The sequence below is a fragment of the Nocardia heshunensis genome (assembly GCF_054782115.1).
The window spans coordinates 816,308-834,084 of record NZ_BAAGTC010000005.1 but is presented as its reverse complement, the minus strand read 5'-3'; the positions used below and the strand labels follow the sequence as shown (position 1 = coordinate 834,084).

The following is a 17,777-nucleotide window of genomic DNA, read 5'->3' as shown; positions in this document are numbered from 1 at the left end:
GGCAGGACTATGCCCCGCACCCGCCGCCGCCTGGTATCCGCGATCATGGCCACCGCCGTCCTCGCCGCAGCCGCCGGTTGCGCCCAGAAGCCCGTGACACCGCCGGAACAGCCGTCCTACACGGGACCCGCCGAGCAGCTCATCACGGTGATCGCGGATTCGGCCACCGCCACCTCGGCCACGCTGACCGCCTGGAATCGCAGCGACACCGGGTCCGGCAGCGGCTGGGTCCGCGCGATCGGACCCTTCCGTGCCGACGTCGGCGCGCAGGGTGTCGGCCCGACCAGTGAGACGGCGACCCGCTCCCCGGCCGGAATCTGGCCTCTCACAGAGGCATTCGGCATCGCCGCGAACAACGGCACCCGGCTGCCGTATCGGCGCGTGACCGATTCGGATTGGTGGGTCTCGGACGTGGACTCGCAGTACTACAACACCCACTACTCCTGCGCGCCCGGCACCTGCCCGTTCAACGAAGCAGCAGGTGAGGACCTGGGTACGGCCGGTCCGGCCTACGATCACGCGGTGGTCATCGACTACAACCGCTCGCCCGTGGTCCGGGGTGCGGGTTCGGCCTACTTCCTGCACGTCGGCGACGGTAATCCGACCGCGGGCTGTGTCGCCCTGCCGGGCGCGGAACTGGACGAGGTCATGCGCTGGCTGGATCCCGCGCGCGGCCCGGTCATCGACATCGCGGTGCGCGCCGCGAAGAACTGATCCCGCACGCGAATTCGCCTGTGCCGGTTCTCACAATGTCGCAAATGCGCCCGCAGCAAGAAACGGTGGAAGTGGCAATCCGGCCGATGTGTGCGAGCTATCGATTCGCACACTCCGAAATGCGAAATGTTTCGCTGAACTAAGGTTCGGGTATTCGACCTAGTCGAACACGATCACCGCACTGCGGTGATTGTCCGCTGGACGTATCGGGGCGTCCTCCGGACGGAAGGATATGAATTAATGGCCGCGAGCCTGATGATCGTGGGGGATGACGACCGTGTCCCCAGCGCCCTGCGAGAAGCGATGGAGCTGGAAGGGTACGACGTCGACGGGATCGGCGCCGCCGAGGTGGCGCTGGAGCGGCTGCGAGCCCAGGGCGCGCCCGATGTGATGATCGTGGACCTGCTGGTCGGTGAAATGGACGCCTTCACCTGTATTCGCGAGGTGCGCCGCGCGCACGAGGTGCCGATCCTGGTGGTCAGTGGCACCGAGGACACCCACGACGTGGTCGCCGCCCTCGAAGCGGGCGCGGACGATTTCGTGACGATGCCGTTCGAGACCAAGGAGATCAGCGCCCGGATCCGCGCGTTGCGCCGCCGCCCGCACCTGGGTGCGCTGCCGGAGGATCCGGTCGCCGAACCGCCCGCCGAGATCGTGCTGGACACCGATGATCATGGCCCGCTGGTGCTTTCGCCGGACGGCGGCGTGGTGCGCCGCGGCGACGACACGGTTCCGTTGACCATCACCGAATTCCGGCTGCTGTGCGAACTGGCCGCCAATCCCGGCCGGGTGCTGAGCCGCCCGTTGCTGCTCGAACGCGCCTGGGACGAAGGCTTCTTCGGGGATGAGCGGTTGGTCGACGTCCATGTGCGCCGGCTGCGCACCAAGATCGAGACCGATCCCTCCGAGCCGCGCATCGTGGTCACCGTCCGCGGTCTGGGATATCGCCTCGACATGCCGAAATAGCCCTCCTTACGGTGCCGCGTCACGGGATCGTCATGAGATCGCAATGAGTTCGCACGGTCGACCACAAAGATTCGTCGTCAGGCTGAGGGAGTCATGCAGATCCCAATCAGCAAATTTGACGCGATATCCCAGCAAACACTCGATATCCGGGAACCGGTGCTCGCCGACGGCGCGCATATGTGGCGCATCGCCACGGACTCCCGGGTGCTCGACACCAATTCCAGCTACGCCTACCTGCTGTGGTGCCGGGACTTCACCGACACCACGCGGGTGGTCGAGATCGACGGCGAGGTAGCCGGTTTCGTCATCGGCTACACCCGGCCCGCCTGGCCGCACACCCTGTTCGTCTGGCAGGTCGCCATCGATCATCCGCACCGCGGGCGCGGCCTGGCCGTGGCCATGCTCGAGGCGTTGCTGGACCGTTGTGCGGCACAGGGCATCACGCAGCTGGAAACCACTGTCTCCCCGGACAATCCGGCCTCGGTTGCCATGTTCTCGGCCGTGGCGCGCCGCCGCGGCGCGGCGCTCACCCGGACCCCGCTGTTCACGGCGGACCAGTTTCCGGACGGACACCAGCCCGAGGACCTGTACCGCATCGCACCGATCACCCCTCAGGAGGTATGGCGTTGACTATCCCCGACATGACGGTTTTCGCGGAGCTCGAATCGAACGTGCGCGGCTACTGCCGCTCCTGGCCGACGGTGTTCGACACCGCCTCCGGCGCCTGGCTGCGCGACGAGAGCGGCCGCGAGTACCTGGACTTCTTCGCGGGCGCGGGCGCGCTCAACTACGGCCACAACAATCCGGTGCTCAAACAGGCACTGCTCGAATACATCTCGGGTGATGGACTCACCCACGGCCTGGACATGTCCACCGTCGCCAAGCGGGAATTGCTGGAGACTCTGCGCGATCGCGTCCTGCGGCCGCGTGGCCTCGACTACAAGGTGCAGTTCCCCGGACCCACCGGCGCGAATGCCGTCGAGGCGGCGCTCAAGCTGGCGCGCAAGGCGACCGGCCGCACCGAGATCCTCAACTTCACCAACGCTTTTCACGGCATGACGCTGGGCGCGCTGTCGGTCACCGGCAATGCCGCCAAGCGTGCGGGTGCGGGAGTGCCGCTGCAGCACGCCACTTCGATGCCGTTCGACGGTTATCTGTCGGGCACGGAAGATGATTCGTTCGAATGGATGGAACGCGTCCTCGACGACGCCTCCTCGGGTCTGGACAGCCCGGCCGCCGTGATCGTCGAGACCGTGCAGGGCGAGGGCGGCGTCAATATCGCCGGCGTCGAATGGCTGCGCAAGCTGGCCGCATTGTGTTCCGCCCGCGAGATTCTGCTGATCGTCGACGACGTGCAGATGGGCTGCGGCCGCACCGGCCCGTTCTTCTCCTTCGAAATGGCCGGCATCACACCGGATATCGTGACGCTGTCCAAATCCATCGGCGGGTACGGCCTGCCCATGGCGCTGGTGCTGTTCAAACCCGAACTGGACCTGTGGAAGCCGGGCGAACACAACGGCACCTTCCGCGGCAACAACCCGGCCTTCGTCACCGCGCGTACGGCTCTGGAGCACTACTGGTCGGATGACGCGCTGGAGCTGGCCACCCGAGCCAAGAGCGACCGTCTCGACCGCGCCCTCACCGGCATGGTCTCGGCCTTCGACGGGATCAGCACCCGCGGCCGCGGCCTGGTGCACGGCATCGCCTTCGACGACGCCTCGCAGGCGGAGAAGGTGTGCGCGGCCGCCTTCCAGCGCGGACTGCTGGTGGAGACCTCCGGTCCCGAGGACGAAGTGGTGAAACTGCTTCCGCCGCTGACCATTACCGACACCGAACTCGATCACGGCCTGGAACTGCTGGCAGCGTCGATGGACGCCGTCGTCGGCGGAGGGCGCTGACATGATCGTGCGCACTACCCACGAGATCACCGGCACCGACCGGGATGTCGCCGGCTCGGGCTGGCGCAGCAAGCGCATCGTGCTCGGCGGCGACGGGGTGGGATTCTCCTTCCACGAGACCACCATCGAGGCCGACACGGTCCACGAGTTCCACTACCAGCATCACATCGAGGCCGTGTGGCTGGTCGAGGGTGACGGCACCCTGGTCGATCTCGAGACCGGGGTCACCTACGAGCTGGGCCCGGGTTCGATGTATCTGCTCAACGGCCACGAGCGCCACCGCCTGTTCGCCCGCACCCGCATGCGCATGCTGTGCGTGTTCAATCCGCCGGTGACCGGACGCGAGGTGCACGACGAGAACGGCGTGTACCCGTTGGTCGCCGTGGACGAGGAGGTCCTGAATGGTGTTGTCTGAGGACGGCTTTGCCAACCCCGAAAGAATCGACCGCTATCGCACCCGCACCGTCGCGGGCACGCCGCCCATCGATCGCGACGACCCGGCCGTCTGGGGTGAGATCGGCACGGCCGGTTTGGCCGAGTTCGACGACCACGGCTACGCGATCCTCGACGACCTGCTCGACCGCTACGAAGTGGTCGACGTCGTCGCCGAGATCGACCGGCTGACCGGCGATCCCGAGCTGATGCTGGACGAGCGCGTCATCCTCGAACGCGGCTCGCACCGGGTGCGCTCGATCTTCGAGGTGCATCGCCTCAGCACCCTGATCGCGGATCTGGTGCGCGAGAGCCGCATTGCCGGACTGGCCCGCCAAATCCTGGGCTCGGAGGTGTACCTGCACCAGACCCGGGTCAACTACATGCCCGGCTTCACCGGTAACGGCTTCTATTGGCATTCGGATTTCGAGACCTGGCATGCCGAGGACGGGATGCCCGCGCCGCGCGCGGTGAGCCTGTCGATCGCGTTGACCGACAACTTCCCGTTCAATGGCAGTCTCATGCTCATGCCGGGCTCCCACCGCACGTTCGTGCCCTGTCAGGGGGAGACGCCGCCGGATCATCACCGGGAGTCGTTGCGCGAGCAGGAGATCGGCGTCCCCTCACAGCAGGCGATCACCGATCTCGCGGGCAAGCACGGCATCACCCAGTTCACGGGTACCGCGGGTTCGGCGCTGCTGTTCGATTCGAATCTCATGCACGGTTCGGCGGGCAATATCACCCCGTTCCCGCGCTCGAATCTGTTCCTGGTGTTCAACAGCGTGGAGAACACGCTGCTGGATCCATTCGCCGCACCGTATCCGCGACCGGAGTATCTGGCGAGCCGGGACTTCACGCCGCTGATGTGAGCGACGGAAGTGTTCTCTAAACCAATGTCGTTCCACGTGGTAGCGATCACAGATTCCCCCGATGCACCGCTTCGACCGGCGGATCATCGGTTTGACGAGCAACCGCGTGGAACGATATTGGATCGCACTGATTCGAGAATATTGCACCGATTCTCTATGCTGGAAAGCATATGCAGAGAATTCGCTGGACCGTCGCCGTACCCCTGCTCGCCGTCGTAGTGCTCGCCACCGTCTGGGGGCGCGAATTATCCCTGCTGGCCGACATCCCGATATTCGCTCTGCTGCTCGCCGCCGTCCTGGCGGCCGTCCACCACGCCGAGGTGGTGGCGCATCGGGTCGGAGAACCGTTCGGCGCCTTGGTACTTGCCATCGCGGTGACCGTCATCGAAGTGGGATTGATTCTGACGCTGATGATTTCGGCGGGGGACAAGTCGGCGTCGCTGGCCCGCGACACCGTCTTCGCGGCGGTCATGATCACCTGCAACGGCATCCTCGGCCTCGTACTGCTGGTCGGTGCGTTGCGGCGCCGCGTCGCGGTCTTCAATGCCGAAGGCACCGGCGCGGCGCTGGCCACCGTGGCGACCCTGGCCACGCTGAGTCTGGTGTTGCCGACCTTCACGACAAGCGAACCGGGACCGCACTTCTCACCCGCGCAGCTGGCCTTCGCGGCGGTGGCGTCCCTGCTGCTGTACGGCTGTTTCGTGGCCATGCAGACCATCCGGCACAAAGAGGACTTCCTCGCGGTCGAGCCCGGCGCGGTCGAGGCGAACGAGCACGACCGACCGACCACCCGCGCCGCTCTCGGCAGCGCCGGTCTGCTGATCGCGGCGCTGGTCGGGGTGGTCGGCCTGGCCAAGGCGATCTCGCCCGCCATCGAATCCGGTGTCGAGGCAGCCGGTTTGCCGCGATCGGCCGTCGGCGTGGTGATCGCGCTGCTGGTGTTGCTGCCGGAGGCGCTGGCCGCGGTGCGGGCCGCGCGCGGCGGTCGCGTGCAGGTCGGTTTGAACCTCGCCCTCGGCTCGGGCATGGCCAGTATCGGTCTCACCATTCCCGCGATCGCGGTGGCATCGATCTGGATCGACACCCCGCTGCTGCTCGGCCTGGGTGCGACCGAAATGGTGTTGCTCGCGCTGACAGTGGTCGTCGGCCTGCTGACCGTGGTTCCGGGCCGGGCCACGATGTTGCAGGGCACGGTCCATCTGTCGTTGCTGGCGGCGTTCGTCTTCCTGGCCGTGGCACCGTAGGGGGAGCAGTGACCCCCACCGTGGGGTGATGTCCGCCAGCGCCCCGGATTCCTAGCGTCGGCGGCATGAAGCGAAGAGTGCGTCTGGGTGTGACGCTCGGGTTGGCCGGGCTGCTGCTGTCCGCGGTGACCGCGTGTGAGAGGTCATCGGGGGCGAGCCCGGCGTGGACGGCCTGCCAGGGCAGCGGGCTGGATCCGCGCCAGCAGTGCACGACGGTTTCGGTACCCCTCGACTACGAGAAGCCCGATGGTGAACGGATTTCCCTCGCCGTCTCCCGCATCCGCAGCCCGCACCCGGACAAGCGGCGCGGTGCCCTGCTCCTGGTTCCGGGCGGCCCGGGCGGGAACGGCCTCGGACTGCCGTCGACCCGGGGCGCGAAGCTGCCGGAGTCCGTCCGTGACGCCTACGACCTGATCGGTTTCGACCCGCGCGGCGTGGGCGCGAGCACGGCCGCGAATTGCCAACTGGCACCGCAGGATCTGGCCGTGGAGCGCTTGCGGTCGTGGCCCGACGCCGACGGCGGCATCGCGGGCAATGTCGAGATCGAGCAGCGGGTCGCGCAGAACTGTGTGCGCAACGGCGGCGCTCTGGTCCGGTCGATCGGGACCCGGACCGAGGCCCGGGATATCGACCGCATCCGAGAGGCGCTGGGGGAGAACAAGATATCCGCGTGGGGCGAGTCGTACGGCACCTACGTGCTGGCGGTCTACACGACCCTGTTCGGCGATCGCACCGACCGCGTGCTCTCCGACAGCAACGACGACCCCGACCCGAACATGGTCGAGCGCGGCTGGCAGGCGAACTACGCCGTGGGCGTGGAGGATCGCTTCCCCGACTTCGCCCGCTGGGCATCCACCGACGGCAACCCCGACCGGGTCGCCGCCACGCCCGAGGCGGTGCGCGACGAATTCCTCACTCTCGCAGCCCGTCTAGATCGCGGTCCACTGCCGTGGCAGGGGGCCGAGCTGTCGATGCTGAGCGGCAACGGATTACGCCAGATCCTCCTCGACGGACTCTACGACGACCACAACTTCCCCCGGGTGGCCCAGGTGATCAATGCCGCCGCCGCGTCGGCACCGCTGCCCGCCGCCCGCCCCGCACCGCCCGAGGAACCCGCCCAGCGATCGACCGCAGTCCTGGTCGCCACCCTGTGCAATGACGTGGCCTGGCCGACCGCCGTCGCGGATTACGCGACCGCCGTCACCGCGGATCGCGCCCGCTATCCGCTCACCGCCGGTATGCCGCACGGCTATTCACCGTGCGCGAACTGGCCGTATCCGCCCGCGCCGCGCACGGTCGTGAATTCCTCGGGCCCCTCGAATGTGCTGCTGGTGCAGAACCTCCGGGACCCGGCCACGCCCTACAGCGGTGCGCTGAACCTGCGCCGCGCCTACGGTGATCGGGCCCGGATGGTATCGATCGACGCCGGTGGTCATGGCGCATATCCGTCCCCGCTCGCCTGCGCGAACGACGCCGTCGAGCGATTCCTGCTCGACGGCACCCGCCCGGCCGCCGATCTCACCTGCCGGTAGCGGCCGGATCAGCCTGCGGCGGAAACGCTTCGGTGACCCCGGCTGCCGTACAGCTCCCGCGCCGCGGCCGGGGTCACCGTCTCCGCCAGCTCCGGGACCTCGAACTTCAGGTGCTGTTCGAGGATCTGCCCGGCCATCGGCGCGACGATCGGCGCGGCCATGATCAGACCCGCCTTGTTGAACAGGGTGAACAGCCAGACCAGAATGCGCGCAGCGGGTTTCACCAGCAGGTCCACAACGCGGGGCCGGTCGAAGCGGCCGAGGTGACGCATCCACTTGGGCAGCGTCGCGATGGAGGCGAACGACAGCAGTCGCGCACCCAGCGCGTAGGTCACCCCCGCGCCGTGCTTGGGCGAGGTGAACAGCATCTGGTGCATGCCGGACTCGGCGCGCTCCGAACTGCACAGGCGCGCACGGACATTCGCGTAGTACTCGCGGATGCCCTCGCGGGTGACCGGCACGTCCGCGGGGTCACAGGTCTGCAGTTCCGCGGCGATGCGGCACTCCTGCCAGTAGCGGGCCTCCTCCTCGGGAGTCAGTCCGGGACCGAACATCTCGTAGGCCTTGAGCACCGACTGCCAGCCCGTGATGTGGATCCACAGCTGGGTTTCCGGGTTGTTGGGGCTGTAGCGCTTGCCGCTGATCGGCTCGATGCCGGTGCTCTTGGCGTGCACGCCCATCAGGTGCTCGGAGGCCTGGATCGCGGTCTTCGAGTCGCCGATCGCCACGATCAGGAAGTAGGCGAAGGTGGCGTCGAGGCGGCCGCGCGGGTCGGCGTAGATCTTGCCGGTGTCGGCCACCGACGCGGTCAGGAAGGGATCGAAGAACTCCAGGGTGACTGCGCGCTGGAAGCCGATCACCGCCGTGGGGGAGGTCCACACCTTCCAGCTCGGCGAATCCGGGCCGAAGAAGCCGTAATCGGTTCGGCGGAGGTTGGTCGGATCGAAGTTCACTGGGGCTCCTCTACGGGCTCGATCCCATGCAATATGACGCAACCGTAGCAATTGCTGGCGCTGAATACAACGGGCGCGTAGCTTTAGTTCGGACAGACGCGTGACCTCGGGAACCGGGATGACAGAATGGGCCGGTGAAGGTGGAGTGGCAGTGAGCAAACCCCCTGCGACGGCAGCGAGCGCCCGCACGGCCGCGGATCGACCACGCCGCCGCTACGCGCCCCGGCTACCCCCGGAGGAACGCCGGGCCCAACTGCTCGACGCCGCCTTCGCCGTGCTGGAGAAGGCCGAACTGCACGAGCTGAGCATGGAGGCCGTGGCCGCCGAGGCCGGAGTCGGCAAGCCGGTGCTCTACACCGTGTTCAAGACCCGCGCCGACCTGGTCACCGCGCTGCTGGAACGCGAACGCGAACGCGCCCTCGACCAGGTCGCCGACACGCTGCCCACCGATCTGCTGGGTGCGGATCCGGTGGTGGCGGCGTCCGGGACCGTGCGGGCGTTCGTCGATGTGGCGCTGAGCAATCCGACCCGCTGGCGACTGCTGCTCGCGGGTCCAGGCAATGCCCCCGATGAGTACCGGGAGGCCATCCGAAGTTCCCGCGCGGGTATTTTCGACCAGGCCGAGGCGGTGGTCCGGATGGGTCTGATCGCCGATCCACGGTGGGCCGGAATCGATTCCGGCTTGCTGACGAACTCGCTGCTGACCATTGCGGAGATGCTGGGCCGCCTGGCGGTGAGCGATCCGGACGCCTATCCCCGCGAGCGGATCGAGGGCTTCGTGCAATTCATTGTCGGCCTGCTTGTCGGTGCCGCCGACTGATTCCCGGACTCAGCGCCCGGGCTCGCCGAGTTGGCGGGCCACCCGCGCGCCCATGAGCGTCGAGATCCCGGCCGGGGTTTGCGGGTCGTAACCGGTCAGTTCGGCGATGCGGGTGAGCCGGTAGGTCACCGTATTGCGGTGCACGGAAAGCTCACGGGCGGTGCCGTTCTGGTTGAAGTCCTGCAGGATGAACACCTCCAGGGTCTCGGCCAGCACCGGCTGCGCGTCGAGGGGATCGAGCACCCGGGTCAGGTTGGCGGTCGCGCCCGAGGTGGCGATGGCGTACTCGAAGACCATGTCCTCGCGGCGGCAGATCATGGCGGGCCGCCGCAGGGCGCGCCCGGTCTCGGCCAGCACCCGCGCCTCGGTGAAGGCGGCTGGTAGCAGATCGCGGGTCGGCGCGGCCGAAACGCCCACCCACAGCGCGGATTTCGCGGCGCGATTGCGGGGCTGCAGGATCTCGGTGAGGCTGTCGATGGCGGCGCTCTCGTCGGCGGCCGCGCGCAACGGCAGCAGGGTCGTCCAGCCGCCGCTGTCGCGGTAGAGGAAGCTCCCCGCGATGCCGCCCAGCCGCCGCCGCAGTTCGGTGAGGATGCCGGGCGCGGCGTCACCGAGCCGGATCACCGCCACCACATAGCTGTCCACCAGGGTGACCGCGGCGTCCTCGGCCCACTCGTACGGATCGCGGCCGGTGAGCAGGGCTTCGGCGATGGCCCGGTGCTGTTCGATGCGGTCGTAGCGGGATTGGCGCACATCGTCGACGCAGGCGTCCGCGATCCGGCTCGTCATCAGCGCCACGTACTGGGCCAGCCGGAACGCACTGGCCGCCGCGGTGACCGCGGCCTCGGGGGCGGGTGTGCCGATCACCTGATTCCAGACGAAGGTCAGCCCGACCCGATAGTTGGTGAGCGCCTCCGACATCGGCATCCCGTCGCGCACCAGCGACACCGCCCGCGCCACCAGCGGTTCGGTGTCGACCTCGCCGGGTTCGTCCCCGGTGCGCAGGAATCGGAAGAACAGGTCGATATTGAGCTGGGCGGCGGGCAGGAAGTCCGCGTCCATCATCGATGTCGGCAGCGCGTCATACGGCGGCGCGCCGACCGCGAAGTTCGCGATCAGCGCTACCGCCCGGTCCTGCCAGGCATCGATGAATTGTTCCGAACCGGCCTCCACGATGAGACCTCCCGTCGCCGCTGTCAGGGAGTGACGATAGCGAAGTCCGGGTTCGGTTCGTCCAGTGCGGCCACCAGCTCGCCGAAGGCGTTCGGATCGCCGTGCACCCGCAGCTCGCCGCGGGCGAACGCGCCCGGAACGTCCCGGTCCATGAGCAGCATCCGGATCAGGGTGGGGTGCGAGAGTTCGAAGGTGGCGTCGGCGTCGGGCAGGCCGTCGCCGGTGAAGCGGTCGTAGTGCACCAGCAGGCCGTTGCTCATCTCGACGCGGTGGGTCCGGCGCTGATCGGTGATCGTCCAGTCCACGACGAGTTTGAGCCCCCACGCCTTGGGGCCGTCCACGCGCAGCGCCATGGCGTCGAAGATCTGCTCGACGGTCAGGCCGTAGAGCATGGACGCGGCCGAGCTGGACTTGGTCGGGGTACCGAAGCCGCCGTTGCGCAGCTCGTACGCGCCGGACAGGTAGGCATTGCGCCAGGTGGCCGCCTCCGCGCCGTAGCCGAGCTGTTCGAAGGTGGCCGCCTGCAACGCCTTCGCCTGCTCGTTGGCCGGATCGGCGAAGATCACGTAGTTGACCACCTGCGCTACCCACCGGAAATCGCCTGCGTCATAGGCGATTCGGGCCTTGCGCAAGACCTCGTCGGCGCCGCCCATGAATTCCACGTGCCGCGTGGCGTTCTCGACCGGCGGATGCTCCCACAGGTGGGCGGGGTTGCCGTCGTACCAGCCCATGTAGCGCTGGTAGATGGCCTTCACATTGTGGCTGACGGTGCCGTAGTACCCGTGCGTGTGCCAGCTGTCGGTGAGTGCGGGCGGCAGCGGGAAGTCCTCGGCGATCTCGGTGCCGACCAGCCCCTGATTGAGCTTGCGCAGCGTCTGATCGTGCAGGTAGCCGTACATGTCCCGCTGCAACGACATGAATGTCACGACGCGCTCGGTGCCCCAGGTCGGCCACAGGTGCGAGGAGAACACCACATCGGCGTTGCGGGCGTAGCGGTTGATCGCCTCGGTGAGGTACTTGGCCCAGTTGTGGGCGTCGCGGACGAGCGCGCCACGCAGGGTCAGTAGATTGTGCATGGTGTGAATGGCGTTCTCCGCCATGCACAGTGCGCGATGGTCGGGCAGGAAGATGTTCATCTCCGCCGGTGCCTCGGTGTCGGGGGTCAGCTGGAACACCAGCCGCACGCCGTCCACGGTGATCTCCTCACCGCTGTCGGCGATATCCACGGTGGGCGCGATGATTCCGGCGGTGCCGACCGGAATCGTTTGTCCCAGTGCGGTTCCCACCGTGCCCTTGACGTCGCGCGGCAGGCCGTTGCCGAACATGTACCCGGCCCGGCGCGCCATGGCGGTCCCGGCGAAGATGTTCTCGGCCACCGCGTGTTCGAGGAAGCCCTCCGGCGCGATGACCGGGCAGCGGCCCTCGGCGGCGTCCTCGGCGGTGATGACGCCTTCCGCGCCGCCGAAGTGGTCGATGTGTGAGTGCGTGTAGATCAGCCCGGTGACCGGGCGATGCGCGCGATGGTCGCGGTAGAGAGCGAGTGCGGCCGCGGCGGTCTCGGCGGTGGTGAGTGGGTCGATGATGACGACGCCGGTCTCGCCCTCGATGAGGGTCATGTTGGAGATGTCGAAGCCGCGCACCTGGTAGACGCCCGGCACCACCTCGAAAAGCCCTTGCTGCGAGGCGAGTTCGGACTGCCGCCACAGGCTCGGGTGCACCGAGTAGGGGCAGTCGCCGCCGAGGAAGTCGTAGGAATCCCCGTCCCACACCACTTTTCCGTTCTCATCGGTGATCGCGCCGGGTTCGCGGCGCGCGATCAGGCCGCGGGCGGCGTCCTCGAAGTCGGCGGTGTCCGCGAACGGCAGCGTCGACAGGGCGCGCTGGTGGGCGGCGATGATGGGGGCGGTGGGTTCCGTGGGCTCGGTGGTCATCGGTGATCTCCTCGGTATCGGGTGATGTCTCGACCCTACGCGTTATTGCAGTCTGACTGCAATAAGAGGACCCTGTGAATGAACGCGCGACCTTGACGCAATCCATACGGGGACTCTGCGCGACGCGCTCGCCGAACTCGATCCGACCGGCTCGTGACGGGACTACGATGCGCGAATGACGGTTGGCACCGACCTGCCCAAGCCTGAATCCCTCTTCGACCTCGACGTCTGGCTGCATCGCTGGCCCGCCAGTTGCTACGCGACCGAATTGCATTACGGCGTACTGGTTTTCACCGGCTGTGATGCGTTCGACGAGCGGGACGCGGAGATCGCCCGACGAACCTATCCGGGACGCCGCGTCCTCATCGATGACACCGGCAAGTTGCAGGTGCATCCCGCCGGTGAGGATCCGCCGATCTCGATCTTCGATCCCGCCCACCCCTTCCGCACGGTGCTGCCGCCGGTTCACTGACGGCAACCTCCGTCGGGGGAGTCGCACCACTTCCCGGCCTGAAAAGTGACCCTTGCCACACGGCGGTACACGCGCGTACCGTCCGAGTGGTACGCAGAGGTACCAGGCTGGGAGATGGCGCATGACCACAGTGACACTGCCCGATGGACCCACCACGCCGGCCTTCGTCCAGGGCGTTCAGATCCTGGCCGGACGCACCCGCGCGTGGCGGCGACTGCACGAGCGCTACGGCTCGGCGTTCATGGTGAACATGCCGCGCTTCGGACCGACCCTGGTGCTGTCGGAGCCGTCCGAGGTCAAGGCGCTGTTCACCACGCACACCGATCTCGTCGACAACATCGACGCCAACCTGGGCCAATTCCTGGGCCCGGGTTCGCTTTTCGCGCTGCGCGGCGAGGAGCATCGCAAGGAACGCAAACTACTCACCCCGCCCTTCCACGGGCGGCGGCTGGCGGTCTACGAATCGCTGATCGAGGAGGAGGCCGTCCGCGAGCTGGCCGGATGGCCCTCGGGACGCGAGTTCGCGACCATGGACTCGATGATGCGGATCACGCTGAACGTGATCCTGCGCGCGGTTTTCGGGGCCGAGGGCGCTGAGTTCGACCAATTGCGCACGCTGCTACCGAAACTGGTGCTGGTCGGCTCCGCACTGGCGGCGCTTCCGGTGCCGCGCAAGCTGTTCGGGCGCTTCGGACCCTGGGCGCGCTTCGCCCAGCATCGTGCCGAGTACGACCGGATCGTGCTCCGGCTGATCGAGCGCGCGGCCGCTGATCCAGAGCTGAGCGAGCGCGACGACGTGCTGGCCATGCTGCTGCAGGCCCGCTACGACGACGGTTCGGCCATGACCCACAGCGAGATCGCCGACGAACTGCTCACCCTGCTCACCGCCGGGCACGAGACCACCGCCACCTCGCTGGCCTGGACCATCGAACGACTGCGGCGGCACCCGCACATTCTGGAGCGGCTGGTCGCCGAGGCCGACGCGGGCGGTTCCGCACTGCGCGAAGCGGTCCTGCTCGAGACCCAGCGCGTGCGCCCGGTCATCGACGCCACCGCACGCAAGGTGCGGGCGGACTCGCTGCAACTGGGGCGCTGGACGCTGCCGCGCGGGCAGGGTGTGATGGTCAGCATCCGGTTGATGCACGACAATCCTGAATTGTTCCCCAACCCAAGGGATTTCGACCCGGACCGCTTCCTGGGTGTCCGGCCGGGCACCTTCAGCTGGATTCCGTTCGGCGGCGGTGCGCGCCGCTGCATCGGCGCGGCCTTCGCGACCATGGAGATGAATGTGGTCTTGCGCGTACTGCTGCGCGATTTCACCCTGGATACCACCGACGATCCGGACGAGCGTGCGCACTTCCGTGGTGTCGCACTGGTTCCCGCGAAGAAGGGGCGGGCGGTGGTGTACCGGCGTCCGGCACGACCCGTGGCGGTCGCGACGGTGGAGACCGAGACCGGCGACAACGACAGCGCGCGTGGCGAACAGGTGACGGCATGAGTGAGCAGGTGGCCGAGGTCGGCCGGGACATCCAGCTGACCTATGACCGGACCGGCGGCGGGATCCCGCTGCTGTTGATCGCCGGACTCGGACAACAGAAGCACGAATGGCACGACGGGCTGCTGGCGCTGCTGGCCGCCCGCGGCTACGACGTCGTGCGCTTCGACAATCGCGATGTCGGCCGCTCCACGCACGCCCGCTTCCGGCCGCCGGGGCCGCTCGACATGCTCCGGAAACGCTGGGACCCACAGCAATACGATCTCGGCGATCTGGGCCTGGACACGCTCGGGCTGCTCGACACCCTCGGCTGGGACCGCGCGCATCTGGTCGGCATGTCGATGGGCGGCATGATCGCGCAGACCGTGGCGGCCCGGTATCCGAGCCGGGTGTCGTCGTTGATCTCGATCTTCTCCACCACCGGCGCGGCCCGGGTGGGTCGGCCCGCGCTCTCGACCTGGGCGCGCATGTTCGGCAAGCCCGCCAGCACCCGCGACGAGCACACCGACGCAGCGGTCAAGATGTACCGGCACATCGGCTCGGCCGGATATCCGTTCGACGAGAACCGGATTCGGGCTACCGCCGGGACCACCTGGGATCGGGACCCGCGCCCGGCCGCCGGAGTCGGGCGGCAGCTGGCCGGAATCATGAAGTCGGGAGACCGGACCGCGGAGGTCCGCACCATCACCGCGCCGACCCTGGTGTTGCACGGCGACCGCGACCGCATGGTGAATCCGACCGGCGGCGAGGTCACCGCGGCGGCCGTGCGCGGCGCGCGCCGCCACACCCTGCCCGGTATGGGTCACGATCTGCCCGAGGCGCTCTGGCCCACCCTCGCCGACCTCGTCGACACCCACATCCGCACCGCCGAATCCAGGAGTTCCGATGCCCCGAACGTCTAGGCCACTGTCGGGCCGCCCGGTCATGATCACCGGCGCGGCCTCCGGAATCGGCCGGGGGCTGGCCGAATTGCTGTCCCGTCGTGGGTCGCCCGTTGCCATCGCGGATATCGACGCCGAGGGGCTCAAGCAGACTGCGGCCGGGCTGAATGGTCCCGTACTGACCCGGGTGCTGGATGTCAGCGATGCTGCCGAGCAACTCGCCTTCGCCGACGAGGTGCGGGCATGGTTGCCGGCACCGCTGGCTGCGGTGTTCAACAATGCCGGTGTCGCGGTGTCGTCCTCGGTCATCGAAAGCGTGCCGCAGGATGACGAATGGTTGCGGCGCATCAACTTCGACGGGGTGGTGAACGGGACGCGGGCGTTCCTGCCCATCCTGGTCGAGCAGGGCAGCGGCGCGATCGTCAATACCTCCAGCGTGTTCGGGCTGGCGGGGATGCCGAACCAGAGTGCCTACTGTGCGGCGAAATTCGCGGTCCGCGGGTTCACCGACGCACTGCGGCAGGAACTTCGGGGCACCGGCGTCTCCGCGGTGACCGTGCATCCGGGCGGCATCAAGACCAATATCGCCCGCAACGGGCGGGTGCGCAAAGACCCCGAGGGCCGGGGCCGCACACACGAGCAGATCGCCGACGAATTCGAGGCCATCGCCATGACCACTCCGGCGAAGGCGGCCGAAATCATCTGCCGTGGAGTCGAAAACGGCAAGGCGCGGATTCTGGTCGGGCCGGACGCCTACATGTTCGACATTCTCACGCGGGTGAGCCCGACCCACTATTACGACATCGTGTCGGTCGTGATGGGCGCTGCCCGCGGCCGGGCCGCGAAGGGAGCGAGACGATGACCGAACACGTCGACGTGCTGATCGTCGGGGCCGGACTGTCGGGAATCGGTGCGGCACACCATCTTCAGGAGGCGTTCCCGCAGCGCAGCTACGCCATTCTCGAGGCACGCGAGGCCATGGGCGGCACCTGGGATTTGTTCCGGTATCCCGGCGTGCGCTCGGACTCCGATATGCACACCCTCGGCTACCGGTTCCGGCCGTGGGTGGCCGCCGAGGCCATCGCCGACGGGCCCGCCATCCTCGACTACATTCGCGACACCGCCGCCGAGGCGGGCATCGATCGGCGAATTCGGTACGGGCACAAGGTGACCGGGGCATCGTGGTCGTCCGACGACGCGCGCTGGACGGTGGGCTACACCCACGACGGGGCCGCCTCGACCATCACCTGCGACTTCCTCTACGTGTGCGGCGGCTACTACCGCTACGACGAGGGCTACACGCCGGAGTTCCCCGGCATCGAGGACTTCGCCGGGCAGATCGTGCATCCGCAGCACTGGCCCGCCGAACTCGATTACGCCGGAAAGCGTGTCGTGGTGATCGGCAGCGGGGCGACCGCGGTGACCCTGGTGCCCGCCATGGCCGACACCGCCGCCCAGGTGACCATGCTGCAGCGGTCCCCGACCTACATCCTGTCGGTGCCGACCATCGACGGCATCGCCACCAAGCTGCGCGAAAAGCTCGGCACGCGGCGCGCGTACGCGATCACCCGGTGGAAGAACGTGGCGGTCAGCACCCTCATCTATCAGCTCAGCCAGCGTCGACCGCAGATGATGCGCAAGTTCTTCCGCAATCTCGCGATCAAGCAGCTGCCCGAGGGCTACGACGTCGACACGCATTTCAAGCCCACCTACAACCCGTGGGATCAGCGGTTGTGCCTGGTGCCGGACGGGGATCTGTTCCGGGCCATCAGCGCGGGCAAGGCGGCGGTGGTGACCGATCGCGTCGAGCGGTTCACCGCGGACGGGATCCGGCTGGAGTCGGGCGCGGAACTGCCCGCCGACATCGTGGTGACCGCGACCGGATTGGATCTGCTGGCGCTCGGCGGCGTCGCGCTCACCGTCGATGGTCGCGAGATCGAGCCGCCCGACACCATGGCCTACAAGGGCATGATGCTCTCGGGCGTCCCCAATTTCGCCTTCACCATCGGCTACACCAATGCCTCGTGGACGCTCAAGGCCGACCTGGTCGCCGAATTCGTCTGCCGGTTGTTGCGGCACATGGACGCGCATGGCTACGACCGCGCCACGCCGTGGCCGGACCCGAGCATCACCGGCGGCCCGCTGCTGGATTTCCAGGCCGGATACGTGCTGCGCGCCATGGACCGCTTCCCCAAGGCCGGATCGCGGGCCCCGTGGCGGCTGGGCATGAACTACGCCCAGGACGTGATCACCTTGCGGCACGGGCGAATCGAGGACGGCACCATCCGCTTCGGCTATCGCGGCGCGCACACCACCGCCGCGGCCACCACCGACCCCGAACAGGTCACCGCCTGAGCGGGCACCCGCCGAGCCGCGGCGCGTCAAACCCGACACGCC

The 17,777-nt window shown here is 67.9% G+C and carries 17 protein-coding genes; 14 read left to right on the top strand and 3 right to left on the bottom strand.

Translation table 11 applies throughout. From position 1 onward, the window contains the following. Positions 1-9: 9 nt before the first annotated feature. The 8 genes from ACYVN4_RS22730 (at position 10) to ACYVN4_RS22695 (ending at position 7,655) form a co-directional block, all read left to right on the top strand. A complete protein-coding gene (locus ACYVN4_RS22730; protein WP_460723971.1) occupies positions 10-714 on the top strand; it encodes a L,D-transpeptidase family protein in 705 nt (234 codons plus the stop codon). Positions 715-954: 240 nt separating this feature from the next. Beyond that, positions 955-1,680: a response regulator transcription factor gene (locus ACYVN4_RS22725; protein ID WP_460723970.1), complete on the top strand. Its 726-nt coding sequence runs from the start codon at positions 955-957 to the stop codon at positions 1,678-1,680. Between the two features lie 93 nt (positions 1,681-1,773). Further along, positions 1,774-2,310, top strand: a complete 537-nt coding sequence (gene ectA / locus ACYVN4_RS22720) for a diaminobutyrate acetyltransferase (protein ID WP_460723969.1) — start codon at positions 1,774-1,776, stop codon at positions 2,308-2,310. 11 nt (positions 2,311-2,321) lie between these two features. Next, positions 2,322-3,578 carry a diaminobutyrate--2-oxoglutarate transaminase gene (gene ectB / locus ACYVN4_RS22715; RefSeq protein ID WP_460723968.1) on the top strand — a complete coding sequence of 419 codons (1,257 nt, stop codon included), beginning with the start codon at positions 2,322-2,324 and terminating at the stop codon, positions 3,576-3,578. Position 3,579: 1 nt separating this feature from the next. Next, positions 3,580-3,993, top strand: a complete 414-nt coding sequence (locus tag ACYVN4_RS22710) for an ectoine synthase (RefSeq protein ID WP_460723967.1) — start codon at positions 3,580-3,582, stop codon at positions 3,991-3,993. Continuing rightward, positions 3,980-4,879, top strand: a complete 900-nt coding sequence (gene thpD / locus ACYVN4_RS22705; protein ID WP_460723966.1) for an ectoine hydroxylase — start codon at positions 3,980-3,982, stop codon at positions 4,877-4,879. Before ACYVN4_RS22710 ends, thpD begins: the two co-directional genes overlap by 14 nt. 170 nt (positions 4,880-5,049) lie before the next feature. After that, the gene (locus tag ACYVN4_RS22700) at positions 5,050-6,123 is read left to right on the top strand and encodes a calcium:cation antiporter (protein WP_460723965.1); all 1,074 of its coding nucleotides are present in this window, start codon (positions 5,050-5,052) and stop codon (positions 6,121-6,123) included. 65 nt (positions 6,124-6,188) lie between these two features. After that, complete coding sequence (locus ACYVN4_RS22695) at positions 6,189-7,655, top strand: alpha/beta hydrolase (protein WP_460723964.1); 1,467 nt, start codon at positions 6,189-6,191, stop codon at positions 7,653-7,655. 8 nt (positions 7,656-7,663) lie between these two features. Here the strand turns inward: ACYVN4_RS22695 and ACYVN4_RS22690 are convergent, their stop codons facing one another. Continuing rightward, positions 7,664-8,608, bottom strand: a complete 945-nt coding sequence (locus tag ACYVN4_RS22690; RefSeq protein WP_460723963.1) for an oxygenase MpaB family protein — start codon at positions 8,606-8,608, stop codon at positions 7,664-7,666. Positions 8,609-8,759: 151 nt separating this feature from the next. Between ACYVN4_RS22690 and ACYVN4_RS22685 the strand changes: the two genes are divergently transcribed. After that, positions 8,760-9,428 (top strand): TetR/AcrR family transcriptional regulator, encoded by a 669-nt coding sequence (locus ACYVN4_RS22685; RefSeq protein WP_460723962.1) that lies wholly within the window; start codon positions 8,760-8,762, stop codon positions 9,426-9,428. Between the two features lie 9 nt (positions 9,429-9,437). Here ACYVN4_RS22685 and ACYVN4_RS22680 read toward each other — a convergent pair whose 3' ends face one another. Further along, complete coding sequence (locus tag ACYVN4_RS22680; RefSeq protein ID WP_460723961.1) at positions 9,438-10,601, bottom strand: PucR family transcriptional regulator; 1,164 nt, start codon at positions 10,599-10,601, stop codon at positions 9,438-9,440. A gap of 23 nt (positions 10,602-10,624) precedes the next feature. Then, positions 10,625-12,532, bottom strand: coding sequence for an alkyl/aryl-sulfatase (locus ACYVN4_RS22675; protein WP_460723960.1), 1,908 nt, complete (start codon positions 12,530-12,532; stop codon positions 10,625-10,627). A gap of 175 nt (positions 12,533-12,707) precedes the next feature. On the opposite strand from ACYVN4_RS22675, the gene ACYVN4_RS22670 reads away from it, so the two are divergent. From ACYVN4_RS22670 to ACYVN4_RS22650, 5 genes are all read left to right on the top strand, one after another. Continuing rightward, entirely contained in the window at positions 12,708-13,004 is a 297-nt protein-coding gene (locus ACYVN4_RS22670; RefSeq protein WP_460723959.1) for a hypothetical protein, read from the top strand. A gap of 121 nt (positions 13,005-13,125) precedes the next feature. Next, complete coding sequence (locus tag ACYVN4_RS22665; RefSeq protein WP_460723958.1) at positions 13,126-14,502, top strand: cytochrome P450; 1,377 nt, start codon at positions 13,126-13,128, stop codon at positions 14,500-14,502. Beyond that, positions 14,499-15,401, top strand: a complete 903-nt coding sequence (locus ACYVN4_RS22660; protein WP_460723957.1) for an alpha/beta fold hydrolase — start codon at positions 14,499-14,501, stop codon at positions 15,399-15,401. Before ACYVN4_RS22665 ends, ACYVN4_RS22660 begins: the two co-directional genes overlap by 4 nt. Beyond that, positions 15,385-16,242 carry an SDR family NAD(P)-dependent oxidoreductase gene (locus ACYVN4_RS22655; RefSeq protein ID WP_460723956.1) on the top strand — a complete coding sequence of 286 codons (858 nt, stop codon included), beginning with the start codon at positions 15,385-15,387 and terminating at the stop codon, positions 16,240-16,242. The genes ACYVN4_RS22660 and ACYVN4_RS22655 overlap by 17 nt, the downstream gene beginning before the upstream one ends. Next, the gene (locus tag ACYVN4_RS22650; RefSeq protein WP_460723955.1) at positions 16,239-17,735 is read left to right on the top strand and encodes a flavin-containing monooxygenase; all 1,497 of its coding nucleotides are present in this window, start codon (positions 16,239-16,241) and stop codon (positions 17,733-17,735) included. Before ACYVN4_RS22655 ends, ACYVN4_RS22650 begins: the two co-directional genes overlap by 4 nt. Positions 17,736-17,777 lie beyond the last annotated feature (42 nt).